This is a genomic window from Methanohalophilus sp. DAL1 (assembly GCF_001683555.1).
Lineage (GTDB): Archaea > Halobacteriota > Methanosarcinia > Methanosarcinales > Methanosarcinaceae > Methanohalophilus > Methanohalophilus euhalobius.
On record NZ_MAFX01000033.1, the window covers coordinates 59,254 to 74,447 of the forward strand.

Sequence of the window (15,194 nt, forward strand, 5' to 3'; positions counted from 1 at the left end):
GGATGCCTAAAGAACATAGCGATGAAAATTATATATAATTATCGATGTGCATCAACCCGCAGACCTACCATAAAAGAGGCTATGCAGCCTTGCTAAAGGCTGCAATAACTATCTGCAAAGAAGCTATTCTTCCTTTTATTCTGTTGCTGTGGAATTGTCTTCAGCCAGGCTCTGGGAAAGCTGGTTTAGTACATCTTCCATCTGATCTATTTCTTCCCCGTAACCGGTCCAATTGCCTTCTTTCAGATATTCCCGGGCCTGATTGTAATGGTCCAGTGCTTTTTGTGCAAGCTCCCGGGAGGTTTGGGATACTTCCGGCTGATCGGTTCCTTCTTCCCTGTCAACACGGCCTTCAACTAGCATTTGCAGGGATTCTTTCAGGTCTTCCCCCATGACAACTCTTTGTCCCGAAGAAACAACAACTCTCCTTAGTTCCGGAATTTCAGACTGTTCAGCACTTATGAACAGGGGTTCTGAATACAATATCGAGTTACCGATTGGAACTACAAGCAGATTTCCCCTAATTACACGGGAACCACTTTGACCCCAGAGGGTCAGTTGCTGAGAAATATCAGGGTCCTGATCGATTCTGGATTCAATTTGGGTAGGTCCATAGACAAGTTCTCCCTTTGGCAATTCGTAATGCTTGAGTTGTCCATAGTTTGGCTTATCACATCTGGCTGCAATCCAGGCAATCATATTCTCTCTGTTACGGGGTGTAAACGGTTGCAGCAACACATATTCCAATCCACCATCATCGGGTAATTTGGTGACCATGTAATAGGGTTCCATTTCAATACTGCTTCCCCTGTAAACTTCCCTTGGTATTTGCCAGGAATCCTCTTTATTGTAGAATTCTTGGGCAGATTTCATGTGGTAATTTTCGTATAAGTCCATCTGGACCTTAAAGAAATTCTTGGGATAGCGGATATGTTTTTGCAGGCCTTGCGGCATTTCATCAAATGACTTAAACAAATCCGGGAAAATCTTAGAGTAGGTATTTACGACCGGTTCGTCCTCTATCATATAGAAATCAACCGTTCCATCATAGGCATCTACAACAACTTTCACTGAATTTCTGATGTAATTAATACCGTTAAACTGTGCTCCGTAATAGGTTTCAGAATAAGGATACTTGTTAGCCGTAGTGTAAGCATCCATTATCCAGTAGACCTTGCCTTCATGGATTACCGGATACGGGTCATTGTCATATTCGAGGAATGGTGCTATTTCCTGTGCCCTGTCCTCAATCTGTTGACGGTACAACAAGCGGGATTCATCATCGATATACTGGCTCAGGATAAAATTCGGTTCACTAAAGGTATATGCGAATATCAGCTGTTTTACAAATGAATCCAGTAGTATTCCACTTTTACCTTCATATTGTGTAAATACATTCTGCCCTTGTTTTGGATAATCAAATTCATCCTTTCCGGTATTTACTATATTGTAATCCCTGTTGATTTCCCCGTAATATATCCCTGGACTATCAACTTCAAATTCTCCTCTTGGAGGAATGTCCTGTAAGACCAATTCAGGTCTGCCATCTTCGGTTTTTGTACTGACCGGATTCATAACCATCCCGTAACCATGGGTATATACCAATTTTTCATTGACCCATGTCTTGGCTTCAGGGGATAGGCGAGAGGTATCCAGTTCCCTGGCCGATATCATATACTGCTTGTATCCATCTTCAACATGATAGCGGTCTGTATCAACATCGTTGAAAGTATAATAGGTTCGGATCTGCTGAAGCTGTTTATAGGTCTGCTCCAGGGCACGCCGATCCCATATCCTTATATTATCAATTACCTCTGAATTGTCTTCCAGCTCTGATGAAGTCAAATTCATATTGGCTTTGAACGGCTTTTCTTCAATATCAGAAAGTCCGTAAGCAGTTCTTGTATAATTTATATTGTATTCCAGATAGGGTTCTTCAAGCTGGATTTCAGTCGGTTCGACCTTGAATTGCTGATAAACACCCGGTACAAAAGAGCTGGCCACTATAAAGAGTGCTATAAGAGCTATAGCCACAAAAGGTATTTTTATGTTTTTCAACTTGACGTTGGCCAGTAAAGCAATTGAGGTCAGCACTGACAATACAGTCAGAATGGTGAAAATCGGCAAGCTTACATTGACAGCGGTATACCCGGCGCCTGCGACAACCCCCTGCTGGGAGAATAATATTTCATATCTTTCAAGGAAAAATCCAAAAGCAATTAATGCAAACAGGAATGCAAGTATTGCAGAAATATGGACAAGAACTTTTGTAGGCAATTTATCCATAATTTGCTTTAAATCAATTGATTGATTCAAAAAATAAGGTTCTTCAGAATCTTCTATTTCAATTTTGTCGGAGCTGAATAAAGGTTCAAGCCTGTAAAAATAAAGAGCCAGTACCAGTATTAGAGAAAGAATTGTCAGACCGAGAAAAACGCCTCTTATCATATGAAGGAAAGGTAGCTGGAATACGTAAAACCCGATGTCATTCATAAGAATGGGGTCTTCTAATCCGAAAGATGTACTGTTAAAATATAACAGTATAGTTTTCCAGTTTCCACTGAATATGAGGCCAAAAATAAATGATACAGCCACAATTGACACCAGGATTATCTGGGAATCTACTTTTTCTGATGTAATGTTCTTCTCTGTAAGGATCTTATCAATCGAATCTCTTGCAAATTTTGCATTTATATAAAGAAATAAGAATGCAATTATAAAACCGGGAATTATTGCAATTAATTTCCATTGTAATATTGTTGTAAATACGGATGTATATCCTATCATATCAAACCATAGGTAATCCGTGTAAATTCCTACCAGGGGACCTATCCCCACAAATAATGCCAGAATTAACAGGAATATAATTTTCATATCTTTCATAATAAACCCCATGAGTAACCTGACTCATATAAAAGTCTCATTTAGAGAAGAAGTTGCATGTTTATAAACCTTTTTTCCCACATAATTGGGATAATTATATGAATATTGGTACATTTAGCCAATACACAAAGTAAATATAATCTGCCTTATATACATTCCCACAAATAAAGAGGTATATCCATGTATTCAAGAATTTTCTTATCCCTCCTGTTAATATGTGCTGGGGCCACTACAGCATCTGCTTACACACTTGATGACATCCAGTGGGACAAAAGTATCGATTCTGCAACCCTTCATTGGGGAGATTCCGTGGAGGATAATGGTTATACTATTACTGCTGAGGATTTTCAAAAGGATGAACACGTCTATATAAGCATATCAAAAAATGGCCAAACCTTGAAACATGGAGCATTGCTTGTTGGCGATAATCTTGAATACAGGGATACAGAAGAGGGAAAAGATATACGGGTTCATGCGAATGAAGTAAAGGTTAACATTGATGAGTGGACTGGAAATATGGAAGATCCCACCGCTGAAATTAGTATTTATAATCGAGGGAAACCTGAGTTTGACATTAGTATCGAAACAGATAGGGATGAATACGACCCCCGTATAACTTCCAAGGCCGAAATAGAAGTTACATTGAAAATCAAAAATGATGGTTCAGCGAAAGCTGAAGATGTTCAGCTTAGTGTTGACCCAGCAGGGATGGATGTTGTTGAAGGGGACCTTACAGAAAGCATATCTTCGCTTGAGATCGATGAAACTACAGAGGAATACGAGTTAACTCTAAAGGTTCCTCATCTGTGGGAGGAAACGGATTTAGATATTGTTGCTACAGTAGAAGGATATGATATCAACGGGGATTTGCATAAAAATGAGGAGATCGAAACTGTAACAATCGCTCCTAAGGTTGAGTTAATGATAACCAAATCCATACCTGAAGAAATATATATGGATGAAACGGCCCGGGTTTTAGTTTCAATACGTAATAATGGTCTTTATGATGTGAGTAATATTACTGTAAAAGATAAAATCATCGATCATATGGAACTGCTTGATGATGTAGTTCTTAATAAGAATATTTCTCTTGATGCAGGAGAAACCATTAAAATTTTTGAATACTCAATGAAACCCACCAAATCAGGAGAATTCAAAGCGCCTGCTACAATTGCTTCTTTCAAAGCATCTAACGGGAAAATCTATGAATATGAATCTAACCAACCTGAAATTCAGGTTGATGGTCCAGTAATAACAGTTACGCAGAGTACGGAGAGTTCAACAATCAGACCCTCTGATGAGGTGAAAGTTACCGTTAAGGTAAGCAATAAAGGTAACAGGGATGCGAGTGTGAAGGCAGTATCTGAAATACCTGATGATGTTACCTTTGTAAGAGGAGAAACCAGTCTGGATCAGGTTATTCCAGAAGGTAAATCAAAAAGTTACAATTATATTATTCGTGCAGGAAATGAGGGTAATTTCACAGTACCAGCTGCTAGAGCTTCTTTTATCGACATGGAAAATTACAAAGGAGAAAGGGTCTCCAATATCCTGCAATTTGATATCATCAACACTTCAACCCAGGATGCAGCAACTGATGCGTCAAACAAGGCTGATTCACAAATATCCGATGATAGTGGAGACGATAATAGTATTTTCAGTGATGACGAATCAAATGGCGGTTCCGGTGAAACGAATGAAAACAACAAAGTCCAACCCGGATTTGATGCATTGATGGTAATTTTCGTATTAACAGGAATATATGTATTTGGGATAAAGCGATAAGTCAACTACCCTCCCTTACGGAAGGAGACTCCTGCTCTAAAAATTGAAGGAATAGTATGGAGCGCAACTTCACATCCTTGTCTTTCAGGATTTTTCTTTTTTCTGGTTTTCCTTCTTGCAGTAAATATAGCTGCAATGGCAGTTTCTGCAGAGTATATCGATCAGAAAGACCCGGAGGAAGATACTCTCGATTGGGGTGAAGAGGTTAATGTTAGTGGTTATACAATAAAATCAAATAAGTCCTATAGCTGGACTGCTGTTTTGGGTACTAATCAATCGGTTATCCTTTCATGAAAGTTTTCAATGGCCTTGCAAAAATAAATGAACCAGTAAAACCAGATTACGAATCCATCAATGGGGCAAATAATACTTCTTCCTTTGGTTCGGTGAGGTTAATAAAAGATTTTGTGAATGTAACAATGGAAATCATATATGATTCCCTCAATTTTTAATAATTGTAGTGATATTGATATGGACAGACATGAAAAAAACTGATACAATTATATTCACACATGGTGATTCGGATGGAGTATGTTCGGGAGCCATAGCCAAAAGTGCATACCCTGATGCCAGGGTCTATTTTACCAGTCCAGTGAGTCTGCATAATAGACTTGATATGGCTGAAGATTATGATAATATCATTATCTGCGACATAGCCGTGGATGAACGCTCATGTGTAAATCTCTACAATAAGATTAATGATATTGCCAGTCATACAGATATTACCTATATTGATCATCATCCTCTTCCAAGGATGTGCTGGGATGAACCCTGGTTTCACCATGACCTGAACACATGTGCCGCAGAACTTACATACAAGGTTTTTAAATCTCGTTTGGAAAGGGATATCCGCAGGATTGCTGTGTATGGTGCCATAGGTGATTACAGGGATAATACTCCTGAAATTAAGAAATGGACAAGGGACTGGGACAAAAGAAGTCTCTATTTCCAGGCAGGAACATTGATCCAGGCATTGCAATATGTTGGTAGAAACTATGATTTTAAAAGAGAAATCATTGACCCTCTTTCTACTGATTTAATTCCTTCTGAAATACCCAATCTCATCCCCTATGCAAAAAAAGCATCAAGAATTGAAGAAGAGTTGAGGATACGTGTAAAGGAGTTGGTCCATCCGCTTCATTCGGTAGCTTATGTACTTGATCCCGAAGGTTACCTTTCCAAATCCGCAATCTATGCAGCCTCCTATGGAAGAAAAGGAATAGGGATTGCAGCCGAACACAGGAATAATAAAGCTGCTTATGATCTAAGCTTGCGCTCCCGTAACAGCAGTGTGGATATCAACCTCCTTTTGCGAGATATTGCACCCCAGTATGGCGGTAGTGGCGGCGGCCACCCAATGGCTGCCGGGGCCCGTATTCCGGAAGAAAAACTTGATGCATTCCTTCAGGAATTTGACCGGAGAGTTAATATGGCTGAGACAAAGCAGGGAGATTTATGAAACCTACTGCAGTTCCCAAAAACAATGATTTTGAAATTGTATTTGCCGGTCGCTCCAATGTAGGCAAATCTTCTATTGTAAAAGCCCTTTCAGGACGCAAAGTAAAGGTCGGCAAAAGACCTGGTGTCACCCTGAAACCCACTCATGTGAAGAAAGGGGAATTAGTGATTACAGATCTTCCCGGCTTTGGATTTATGAATGGTGTAAAAGAGCGCAAACAGGATATCGTAAAGGATAAGATCGTACGTTATATAGAAGAAGGAAATCAGCGGATTAACATCGCTGCTATAGTAGTTGATGCAGGTTCTTTTGTTGAGGTTGTGGATCGCTGGGATCAACGGGGCGAGCTTCCCATTGATATAGAAATATTCGATTTTTTTACAGAAATGGATCTTGAACCCCTGATAGTTGTAAATAAAATGGATAAGATCAGGGAAGAGGATAAAGATAGGGTCCTCGATGCTATTATTGAAAGATTGGGGCTTTTCCCACCATGGAGGCAGTGGATTGACAGGGTAGCACCGATAAGTGTTAAAAAAGGAGATTTGCAGGCCTTAAATTCTATTATAAGGAAGCGCATCCATTCGGCTAAAAGGGATTCCTTGCTAAAATATATCTGAAAATAGGGTATTGTTAGCCCCTTATGCGGAAATCCACACCCATGTCCCTGGCTATCTGGCTGCATTTATCAGTATCAATTTCAGGAACATCTACCACGCTGAAACGTACATAAAGGCCTGCTTTTTTTGATTCTTCCGCAAATTTCAGCAGAGCAGCATAAGAGTTTTGGTAGAATGGTTTACAAATCCTGTCATAAACTTCTGCGGATTCTGCATTGAGGCTGACTGAAACTGCATCCAATCCGGCATCCACAAGACAATCAACCACATTGATCCCGGGATTTATAAGCTGGCCGTGTCCATTGGTATCCAGTCTTACATATGTTCCCTTTGCTTTCAACCAGCGGGTGACAGCAAGCAGCACGTCAAAACGGGCTGTAGGCTCTCCGAATCCTGTGAAAACGATCTCTTTATACTTTTTCAGATCATGCTTTTCCAGTTCTGCAATTATCTCTTTTTCGGAAGGGTCTTTTTTAAGCCACAGGTTATATCCGTATAATCTTTCTCCCTGGTTGCGAATACAAAAATAACAGTCTGCACTGCATTGATTGGTTATGTTCAGGTACAGGTTACCATGGGCCTCATAGCATATAGAGGGTTTATCAGTTTTCATTTATTCCAAGCTCCATCGGGAATAAGAGGAAAGTTAGAGGTATTACATGCAGAATTATCAAGAAAATACATCCAGGCTTCTCTGTTGCTTTCCAGTTTTACTTTTTTTCTTGTGAAAAACTTGCCTTCAAGTATATCAAGGCTATTTAACATATTTCTGTCAATACAATATACTTCTCCCTTGATATTACAACAATTACCATTGTTCACAACAGCTGGAAAACTACCCAGATCGAACATGCAATATTGATCAGCTGTAATATCTTTTCCAATAAATACAGAATCCCTGATTATATGATTATTGGAGAATCCTTTTTTAAGAGTCCCATACACAAAAATATCCATGATTAACCCAATCCGAAATTCAGTTTTGTGAGTGTTTTTTTCACAGGATCGGGAAGTTTGCCACACTGTATTGCTTTCATGTGTTGTGGTGAGATCGTCCGTATGGCCTTTGACATCAATCTGTCAGATCTCATCAGGTTGTCCATCATTTTACGGATATAAACAGCAGTTTTTATCTCCAGTCCCATTTGCTCCCTCCATCTCCTTTCATAAATAGAGAGTTCGCATTTACCTGCAATATATTCTCCAGCCGTTTCTCCTGCCAGTTTTCCCCCTATCATGGCCGTGGGAATTCCCCCTCCGTTGGTAGCGATCAACTGGCCTGCAGCATCACCGGCAAGCATTACACTGTTTGAGACAGTTCTTTCGGGGGCGCCCCCTACCGGCACCACTCCGGAAACCACGGAAAGTATCCTGGCATCCTGCAGTTTATCGCTGGCAATAGGATGTTTGTACATGAACTTTTCCAGATAATCCCGGGCACACATATTCTTCTCGAAAAGGACTTCCCGGATTCCCACACCGATGTTTGCGGTGTTTCCTCCCTGTGGAATAATCCAGGCATATCCACCGGGAACATAGTCTTTTCCGAAATACATCTCTACGGCATCTCTGTCCGCTGCGGTGTTTGCAAGTTCATATTCAAAAGCAGTTCCGATTCCCATTGGATCATGTCCCCTTTTCATACCGTGGGCTCTTGCAACAATAGAATTTGGACCGTCTGCACCTATCAGGACTTTGCCCCTGATTGTCGATGGTCCAAAGACCCCGTCTACTTCAATTGCATTTCCGTTAACATCTGTTACATTGGTTCCCACCATCAACTCGGCGCCTTCCTCAGCCGCCCGGGATGCCAGGAATCTGTCAAACCTTCTCCTGTCAATAGAATCGGCTTTTACTTCAAACCCCTTTGAATAGCCATCCGGTGCAATAAAACGCTGATAGGTGCTGGTGGAATGTACACAATTTTTCGGATAATCAAGCAGGGTGTGGGGAAGGTGTGCATCGGGCACAAGTTCCTGCAGGGTATCGGCATGGGGCATAAACCCGCCGCATTGGAGGGGTACACCTATGTCTTTTTTCCTGTCAACCAGTAAAACGGATGCACCGCCCTGTGCGGCATACATTGCAGCTGTGGTGCCCGCCGGACCAGCTCCGACAACTACCACATCATATATTTCATCGGGATGCATGGGAATAATTGCTACTTTGGTATTGCTTATAAACCTATTTCATCAATCACATGCCGCCCCCTATCTGGGACAGCTCGAATTCCATTTCATCGGGGACTCTTGCAATGAATACAAAAACAGTATACCTGAGTTTCCTGGCCTCGGAGATAGCTGTCTTTTGTCTGTCGCTTAATTCTTCAGTAGAACTTATGCACAGCATCTTGTGGTTTGCTCCGACCAAAAAATCAAATTGTTCTACATAAGCATTCAAAAAATCAACCATATCCCTGAGTTCATCCCAGCGACTACACATGTGCAGGCTTTTCGTAGAAGAATTTTCTACATACCAATCCTTGCTCATGTAGGGGTAGGAATCATACTGATCCTTAATTTCTTCATAGGCTTTCTGTATTCTGGGCATGTCCTTTGCAAGGTTTACCCATTTCCATTCATTCTGCGAAAAGTATTTCCCGGCCAATATGTCAGCAATTTCCTTTTTATCTTTTGAATCAAGTTTCATAATATCACCTGTTAAAAATCATCGTCCTGTACATAACTCCTGTCAAATTCAATCGCAATTTCAGCTTTTTCCAGTTCCCTTCCAAGATAACCAGCATGCTCAAGGCTTGTGACAAGTCCTTTATCTATTATCATGTCCAGTATTTCTGCAGCATTTTTACCGATGATAGTTTCCTTTGCATGTTCTGCGACGATGTACCTTTTTCCATCATTTATATGTGCAATTCCTATATGGAATGCTCCGGCTGGATCCAGTTGCCAGTTGGGGCTACTCTTTGCAGCAGTTGCATTATCGGGCATATCAATATCCGGTCGCTTTCGTTTTTCTTTGATCATGAACATGTCAATTCCCAGGTCCTTTGGGGAACTGTGCCTTTCCTCTGCCAGTTTCATCATTGAAGAGGCTGTTTTTAGTTCGGCAATGGAACCCTGGGTTTTATCACTATATTCGGGTGTGAAAAGAATGGCTGCGCCGACCTCATGTGCTATTCCGCACAGTGTTGCATTTATACCTATTGAATCAGCATCCATGAGTTCAGTAACATTGCCAGCTCCAAAGAAAAGAGGGATGTCCGGGTAAGTATCACGGAATTTTCTGTACCTTTCTACAGAAGATGTAAATCCGTGGCCAATTGGATCAAGCACAGGGTCTGCAATTATGTTTTCAATTCCGAATTCCTTTGCTCGTTTGATATTCTGCATCAATGTATCATATTTATTGCCACTGCCCGGGATAATCACAACAGCACATCCCTTTGCAGCGATCTCGTCTCCCAGCTCATCAATATTTGTATCATTGAGGCTGAGGACGATATCAATACCGGCTTCAATTGCACTACATATATGGGCAGGGTCCAGGGTATCCACACTTAGTGGCAGTCCGGTCATTTTTCTTGCATTGAAAATGGCCTCATGGACACTTTCAGTGGGTGTATCAATGGCCATGCCCAGATCGATGATATCAACACCTTTACGGGTGAATTCTGCCACTTTACTCTGAAGAAGGTCACAATCCATATTTCCCGCATCAACGATTTCGCCCATGACTTTCATTTGGGAATTGCCCCCTATTTTCGTACCATTGAATATTAAAGGAGCAAAAGCACTCTTTTCCATCTGGTTCAATTTTTTGTATGCTTCCTGTTGGCGTATATCTTTGAGTAATTCACATGCAGGGATTTTATCTGAAAATTGCACATCTCCGGCAAACCGTATTGCGTAACCCAGGTCATAGGCGTGTTTCGGACCTAAGTAGACAGGGCAGCCCATTTTGTTTGCAACTTCTGTGAAATCACCGGGGACAAGACCAGGAATAAGGATCATATCAAATTGCCCGGATTTAAAATTATTGTTTTCATAGGAATGAATTAACCTTTGTGGGGTAATGAAAGCAGCTATTTCCGTATCCACAATAAGTACACTTGTCTCAGAACCAACCGCATGACGAACTGTGTTTTCCGCCAGCTGACCTGTAGCTACAAGAATTTTCATGGGGAATAATCGGTTGGATATTAAAAATAAGTATCTGTGAAAGATGCTTTTGAGGCATCTTTCCAGATTTTAATTAATTATGTCTATAATAGAACCGCCATTGTCAGAAGATCGATTCATTGGTTCGACTACCTGACGGCTTCCGTTTGGAACCTTTTTATAACGTGATTCGGTATTCTTTTCCACAATATCGGCCTGATATTGAGGTCCAAGTACCTGTGCTGACTGCACTCCGGTCATAATGGCCATTACACGAATCTTTCCTTCATAGTCATCGCGAATTCTGGCTCCCCAGATTACATTTGCATTTGAGGACAATTCATATGTCAGGGATGCTGCAACTTCTTCAGCTTCCTTGAGACTTAGATCCGGTCCTCCGGTAATATGTACAAGGCTACCCGTGGCGCCGCGGTAATCGACATCAAGAAGTGGGTGATTCAAAGCTGCCCTGACTACATCTTCACTCTTATCCTGATTCTTACTTTCCCCGACAAGCATTACGGCCACGCCACCACATCCCATAATAGCACGGATGTCTGCATAGTCCAGATTGATAAGAGATGGTTGTGTGATCGTTTCAGTGATTCCCTTTACGGTTTCAGCGATTAGCTGGTCCATTACTGAAAATGCCTGCTCTATAGGGAGGTTTGGTACATAGTTGAGAAGCCTGTTGTTGTCAAGTACAATAACAGTATCTGCTGCGTGGCGGAAATCCTCTATTCCCTCTTCAGCTTTTACAGCACGTGCCCTTTCTACCCTGAAAGGACTGGAGACCATGCCTACTACAATTGCTCCCTGTTCCTTTGCTATGTCAGCCACAACGGGGGCAACACCGGTACCGGTACCTCCTCCCATACCTGCAGTTACAAAAACAAGGTCACTTTCCTTGAATACTTCTTCAAGGGTTCCACGGGCAAGATCTGCTGCTTTGGCACCGACTTCCGGGAAGCCACCCGCACCAAGTCCACGAGTTAAGGTTTTACCCACAAGGATCTTCTTGTCAGCACGTATGTGATCAAGATGTTGTTTGTCCGTATTTATTGCAATAGTTTCGGCACCTTCGATACCGATATTATACAGACGGTTGACGGTGTTGTTTCCGGCGCCTCCGCAACCAACAATGGTTATCCTGGGAAGCCCGAATTCAAAATCTTCTTCATCTTCAAAGTTCTGGCGATACTCTCTTTCCTGTTCTGATAGTTTCAATGCATCTTGCACTATGGACTGCACATTCATCCCCTCTGATGATTCGTGATTTTACGATCTCCTAAGTAATGACAAGGTATCCAGCATCCCCGATATGCGAAGAAACCTTTACCTCTATCTCCGATTTATTCTCTCATGCCGTCCGCATATTTCAATTACGGACGGGGATTTCGCCAAGCTACATGTGAATGATCAGTACCAACTGTTCTTTGGAAATTGAACTGTATCTTTTTCGTTATTGTAGCCCTGAGGCGTTCGACACTTGCTTGAATAAAGTCCGACTTTCAGCGGCCAAGCATCCACTTTTGGTCTGACTGAATCCTTACATTTTGTCTGATTCATTATTTATAAATAGTTGTATATAAGGGTATTCATTTATATCACCCTTTTGTGATACAATCGTAATTTACACGGGTTTTTTTAAACCTGGGTAGGTTTCCCCACATACCAACATATTCACCCTGAACAACAAGGGCACCATTTATACTCTCAATCCCTTCTAAAACTTTAAATGCTTTTTCCACAGCTTCCCTGCCAGGATCGGTTGCATTTGAAAGAGCGGTTGCAGCAGAGTCAGCAAGGGATACATCTTCGGAAAAAACAACTGCAGCATCTGCCATCCCAAAACTAATCGATGGACCGACAGTACCCGATGACGTGCATACACCTGTCACATTGTCAACTGGTTCAAGCACAAAACCAATATCCTTTACGGCGGATTCTCCTGCATATATACCTACGACAATCTGCCGGTCTGTTACATAGGCTATGTCTCCTCCATTATCGACCAGTGCAAAACTTGCTCCTGCATCTACCATTGCTTCAACAGCAAGTGAAGCAATCGTGCCTGCCACGGCACTCATAGGACCAAGTCCCATTGTAGATGAAGCATCTGTCATTCTTCTGACTATTTCAGGAGCATCTTTGGGGCATGAATGGGGTTCCAGTGTAATCTGAAAATAAGGGTCCCTTCGAATATAATTCTCAAGCAGTGACCTGTGGAAGCCAATAGCTTCTTTGGCTGCTTCCACATGGCTGACATCATCTGCATGGATGCTAACTATAGTTTCCTTGAGACGATAATGTTCTTTCATGTTTTGCAAGATAATTATTTCTCAAGGCTCAGGGCCCGATGCGGACACATTTTGATACAGGTGCCACACTGTATACATTTTTCTATGTCCTGGACAATACCCCATTCCTCATCAAAGGAAAATACATGTCCGGGACAAACCGATATACAGGCTCCACATTCTACACATTCTTCCTCATCCCTGACTATCGGATGGTCTAGAACTGTTACTTCAGCACCCTTTGATTCCAGTGCTTTTCTTATAGCCTTGAAATCATCAGTTTCTACCTCGGCAATTATCTCTCCGTATGTGGAATCGAAATGTGCCTGCGAAATGTTCAGGGCAGTTCTGGTTTCAATTATTGATTCTGCAAGTATGGGCTCACCTATGACATTGGACGAAATGCTGATCTTTATCATCATCCTCACCGCCTCCTGGCAAACAGTTTGCTGATATCATTACTCGTGATTATACCGATTACATATCTGTCCTTATCTATCACAGGCATTGCTGATACTTCTTTCATGTCCAGATTGCGTGCTGCAATATCTATGGGATCGGTGGCATTGGAGGTGAGGACCTTTTTTGTCATTATATCCTTCACATAATTACATCCCGTTTCAGCAACAGCTTTGGATATGTCCCATGCAGTCACAATACCTGCCAGTTTTCCATCCTCTGAAACAACAGGCAAATGGCTAAAAGTATTTTCCATGATCATTTTAGCTGCTTCATGGAAAGTTGCATTCTCATCGATGACTACTACATCCTTTGCCATTATATCCTGTACCAGAGGGTTTCTCGTTGTTTGTCTCATCGGTTTGCATGTGGCTTTTGCAGGAAGTCTCTGGGAGGGGGTGTTTACAAAAAAATCTCCAGCTGCGACCCATTTTTTCAGTTCCTCTGCAATCTCACGTGATTTTTTGAAACTTGACATAGAGGAGGTGGGTGTATCTTTGCCGTTTATTTCGATGCTACCGGAGCGTAGTTCTTCATAATTGACCTTTCTGATAACAGGCCTGTCCCGACTTGGCACCCCGTAATCCAGTACGTTTGTCACTACATCTTTATCTGTAACTGCGGTTGATTGTGCAAGTTGTTCATTCAGGATAGGTATAGGTATGCCCATCCCAACGTAGAGGGAAGTGCCGTATTCATGGAAATTTGCCGCACGAATATAATCGGCACTCATATCTTTCAGGTCACCCCTAAGCATCAATGTACCAAAATTAGTTTCCGGGCTGTGCTGTGTTCCTTCCCCAATAATATGTCCTTTTGCCCCACCAAGGAAGATAGGGGTGCCAACTCCTATTGTCTGGTAATCAGGATCATTGGATAATGGTGATAGTACACCAGCGCCGGAATAGGTTACATTTCCATAGTTGGGAAGTAACGAACCCATATATGTGTAAATCGTTCTGTTTATGCCGTTAGTAGCAACATTGTATTTCTGATATCCGTTACGGGGGTTGATCATGATTGCCTGGTTCAGGTCATATATGTTGAGTGTAGTGTCAAGTGTTTTTCTGGGATAACAATCGGTACCATAAGATGTGGCGTGAAGATCAATGGATTTACCGCGTATCAGGTCCTCAATTACATGGGCCCCACCATAATCGAAACCTTCAGTTTCGGAAAGTTGTCCTGCGCCTATAAAGGCATCTACTGCAGCTACGCCTGAGTAGGCTTCCACGCCATTCAAAAAAACCTTATTCATTTTCATTGGTGGTTCTGAATGACCGAAATTGAGCCAGACTCCTGAGGAGCACATTGCTCCAAATGTACCTGTGGTAACTACATCAACTTCCTTAGCAGCCTCTTTTGCACCCAGTTCTCCTACTATACCTGCCATTTCCTCAGCCGTCACAACATTGACATTACCCTCTTTTATTCTCCTGTTTATCTCCTCTATGGATTTTTCTACCATGAAATCTACCTCTTTTAATATCATTTGGTAATATTAGAGTACCTATATATTACTTCTGGTTATTGGATGTAATTCTTTTTTTGTTTTTGTGAATCAAAGAGT

Annotated in this window: 15 protein-coding genes; 5 read left to right on the plus strand and 10 right to left on the minus strand. The window is 41.7% G+C overall.

Features of this window, described 5'->3' with window-relative positions; genetic code table 11:
* Positions 1–135: 135 nt before the first annotated feature.
* Positions 136–2,883 carry a UPF0182 family protein gene (locus A9957_RS07020; RefSeq protein ID WP_292343659.1) on the minus strand — a complete coding sequence of 916 codons (2,748 nt, stop codon included), beginning with the start codon at positions 2,881–2,883 and terminating at the stop codon, positions 136–138.
* A 309-nt stretch (positions 2,884–3,192) separates the two neighbouring features.
* Here A9957_RS07020 and A9957_RS07025 point away from each other — a divergent pair, with 309 nt between their 5' ends.
* From A9957_RS07025 to engB, 5 genes are all read left to right on the plus strand, one after another.
* Positions 3,193–4,668, plus strand: a complete 1,476-nt coding sequence (locus A9957_RS07025) for a BatD family protein (protein WP_292343661.1) — start codon at positions 3,193–3,195, stop codon at positions 4,666–4,668.
* Positions 4,669–4,803: 135 nt separating this feature from the next.
* Positions 4,804–4,962, plus strand: a complete 159-nt coding sequence (locus A9957_RS07030) for a hypothetical protein (protein ID WP_165868996.1) — start codon at positions 4,804–4,806, stop codon at positions 4,960–4,962.
* Complete coding sequence (locus A9957_RS07035) at positions 4,959–5,120, plus strand: hypothetical protein (protein WP_292343663.1); 162 nt, start codon at positions 4,959–4,961, stop codon at positions 5,118–5,120. The genes A9957_RS07030 and A9957_RS07035 overlap by 4 nt, the downstream gene beginning before the upstream one ends.
* 29 nt (positions 5,121–5,149) lie before the next feature.
* On the plus strand, positions 5,150–6,127 hold the full coding sequence (locus tag A9957_RS07040) for a DHH family phosphoesterase (protein ID WP_096711707.1): 978 nt from the start codon (positions 5,150–5,152) through the stop codon (positions 6,125–6,127).
* The gene (gene engB / locus A9957_RS07045) at positions 6,124–6,747 is read left to right on the plus strand and encodes a GTP-binding protein EngB (protein ID WP_096711706.1); all 624 of its coding nucleotides are present in this window, start codon (positions 6,124–6,126) and stop codon (positions 6,745–6,747) included. The genes A9957_RS07040 and engB overlap by 4 nt, the downstream gene beginning before the upstream one ends.
* 13 nt (positions 6,748–6,760) lie before the next feature.
* Here engB and A9957_RS07050 read toward each other — a convergent pair whose 3' ends face one another.
* From A9957_RS07050 to A9957_RS07090, 9 genes are all read right to left on the minus strand, one after another.
* Complete coding sequence (locus tag A9957_RS07050) at positions 6,761–7,360, minus strand: TatD family nuclease-associated radical SAM protein (protein ID WP_096711705.1); 600 nt, start codon at positions 7,358–7,360, stop codon at positions 6,761–6,763.
* The gene (locus tag A9957_RS07055; RefSeq protein WP_128754204.1) at positions 7,357–7,704 is read right to left on the minus strand and encodes a gamma-glutamylcyclotransferase; all 348 of its coding nucleotides are present in this window, start codon (positions 7,702–7,704) and stop codon (positions 7,357–7,359) included. The genes A9957_RS07050 and A9957_RS07055 overlap by 4 nt, the downstream gene beginning before the upstream one ends.
* Before the next feature lie 2 nt (positions 7,705–7,706).
* Positions 7,707–8,897 (minus strand): NAD(P)/FAD-dependent oxidoreductase, encoded by a 1,191-nt coding sequence (locus A9957_RS07060; protein WP_292343665.1) that lies wholly within the window; start codon positions 8,895–8,897, stop codon positions 7,707–7,709.
* A 46-nt stretch (positions 8,898–8,943) separates the two neighbouring features.
* Positions 8,944–9,396, minus strand: a complete 453-nt coding sequence (locus A9957_RS07065; RefSeq protein WP_128754202.1) for a hypothetical protein — start codon at positions 9,394–9,396, stop codon at positions 8,944–8,946.
* An 11-nt stretch (positions 9,397–9,407) separates the two neighbouring features.
* Positions 9,408–10,886, minus strand: a complete 1,479-nt coding sequence (locus A9957_RS07070) for a dihydropteroate synthase-like protein (RefSeq protein ID WP_292343666.1) — start codon at positions 10,884–10,886, stop codon at positions 9,408–9,410.
* A 69-nt stretch (positions 10,887–10,955) separates the two neighbouring features.
* The gene (gene ftsZ, locus A9957_RS07075) at positions 10,956–12,116 is read right to left on the minus strand and encodes a cell division protein FtsZ (protein ID WP_096711915.1); all 1,161 of its coding nucleotides are present in this window, start codon (positions 12,114–12,116) and stop codon (positions 10,956–10,958) included.
* A gap of 356 nt (positions 12,117–12,472) precedes the next feature.
* A complete protein-coding gene (locus A9957_RS07080; RefSeq protein WP_096711700.1) occupies positions 12,473–13,186 on the minus strand; it encodes a UPF0280 family protein in 714 nt (237 codons plus the stop codon).
* A gap of 14 nt (positions 13,187–13,200) precedes the next feature.
* Positions 13,201–13,587 carry a 4Fe-4S dicluster domain-containing protein gene (locus A9957_RS07085; protein WP_096711699.1) on the minus strand — a complete coding sequence of 129 codons (387 nt, stop codon included), beginning with the start codon at positions 13,585–13,587 and terminating at the stop codon, positions 13,201–13,203.
* A gap of 2 nt (positions 13,588–13,589) precedes the next feature.
* Positions 13,590–15,092, minus strand: a complete 1,503-nt coding sequence (locus A9957_RS07090) for a homocysteine biosynthesis protein (RefSeq protein ID WP_292343668.1) — start codon at positions 15,090–15,092, stop codon at positions 13,590–13,592.
* Positions 15,093–15,194: the final 102 nt, after the last annotated feature.

What these genes read in the sequence shown, in the direction of transcription:
- A9957_RS07080 (WP_096711700.1), bottom strand. Translation starts at nt 13,186, where the DNA reads ATGAAAGAACATTATCGTCTCAAGGAAACTATAGTTAGCATCCATGCA.
- A9957_RS07085 (WP_096711699.1), bottom strand. Translation starts at nt 13,587, where the DNA reads ATGATGATAAAGATCAGCATTTCGTCCAATGTCATAGGTGAGCCCATA.
- A9957_RS07030 (WP_165868996.1), top strand. Translation starts at nt 4,804, where the DNA reads ATGGCAGTTTCTGCAGAGTATATCGATCAGAAAGACCCGGAGGAAGAT.
- A9957_RS07035 (WP_292343663.1), top strand. Translation starts at nt 4,959, where the DNA reads ATGAAAGTTTTCAATGGCCTTGCAAAAATAAATGAACCAGTAAAACCA.
- A9957_RS07060 (WP_292343665.1), bottom strand. Translation starts at nt 8,897, where the DNA reads ATGCATCCCGATGAAATATATGATGTGGTAGTTGTCGGAGCTGGTCCG.
- A9957_RS07070 (WP_292343666.1), bottom strand. Translation starts at nt 10,886, where the DNA reads ATGAAAATTCTTGTAGCTACAGGTCAGCTGGCGGAAAACACAGTTCGT.
- A9957_RS07050 (WP_096711705.1), bottom strand. Translation starts at nt 7,360, where the DNA reads ATGAAAACTGATAAACCCTCTATATGCTATGAGGCCCATGGTAACCTG.
- A9957_RS07040 (WP_096711707.1), top strand. Translation starts at nt 5,150, where the DNA reads ATGAAAAAAACTGATACAATTATATTCACACATGGTGATTCGGATGGA.
- A9957_RS07090 (WP_292343668.1), bottom strand. Translation starts at nt 15,092, where the DNA reads ATGGTAGAAAAATCCATAGAGGAGATAAACAGGAGAATAAAAGAGGGT.
- A9957_RS07020 (WP_292343659.1), bottom strand. Translation starts at nt 2,883, where the DNA reads ATGAAAGATATGAAAATTATATTCCTGTTAATTCTGGCATTATTTGTG.
- engB (WP_096711706.1), top strand. Translation starts at nt 6,124, where the DNA reads ATGAAACCTACTGCAGTTCCCAAAAACAATGATTTTGAAATTGTATTT.
- A9957_RS07065 (WP_128754202.1), bottom strand. Translation starts at nt 9,396, where the DNA reads ATGAAACTTGATTCAAAAGATAAAAAGGAAATTGCTGACATATTGGCC.
- A9957_RS07055 (WP_128754204.1), bottom strand. Translation starts at nt 7,704, where the DNA reads ATGGATATTTTTGTGTATGGGACTCTTAAAAAAGGATTCTCCAATAAT.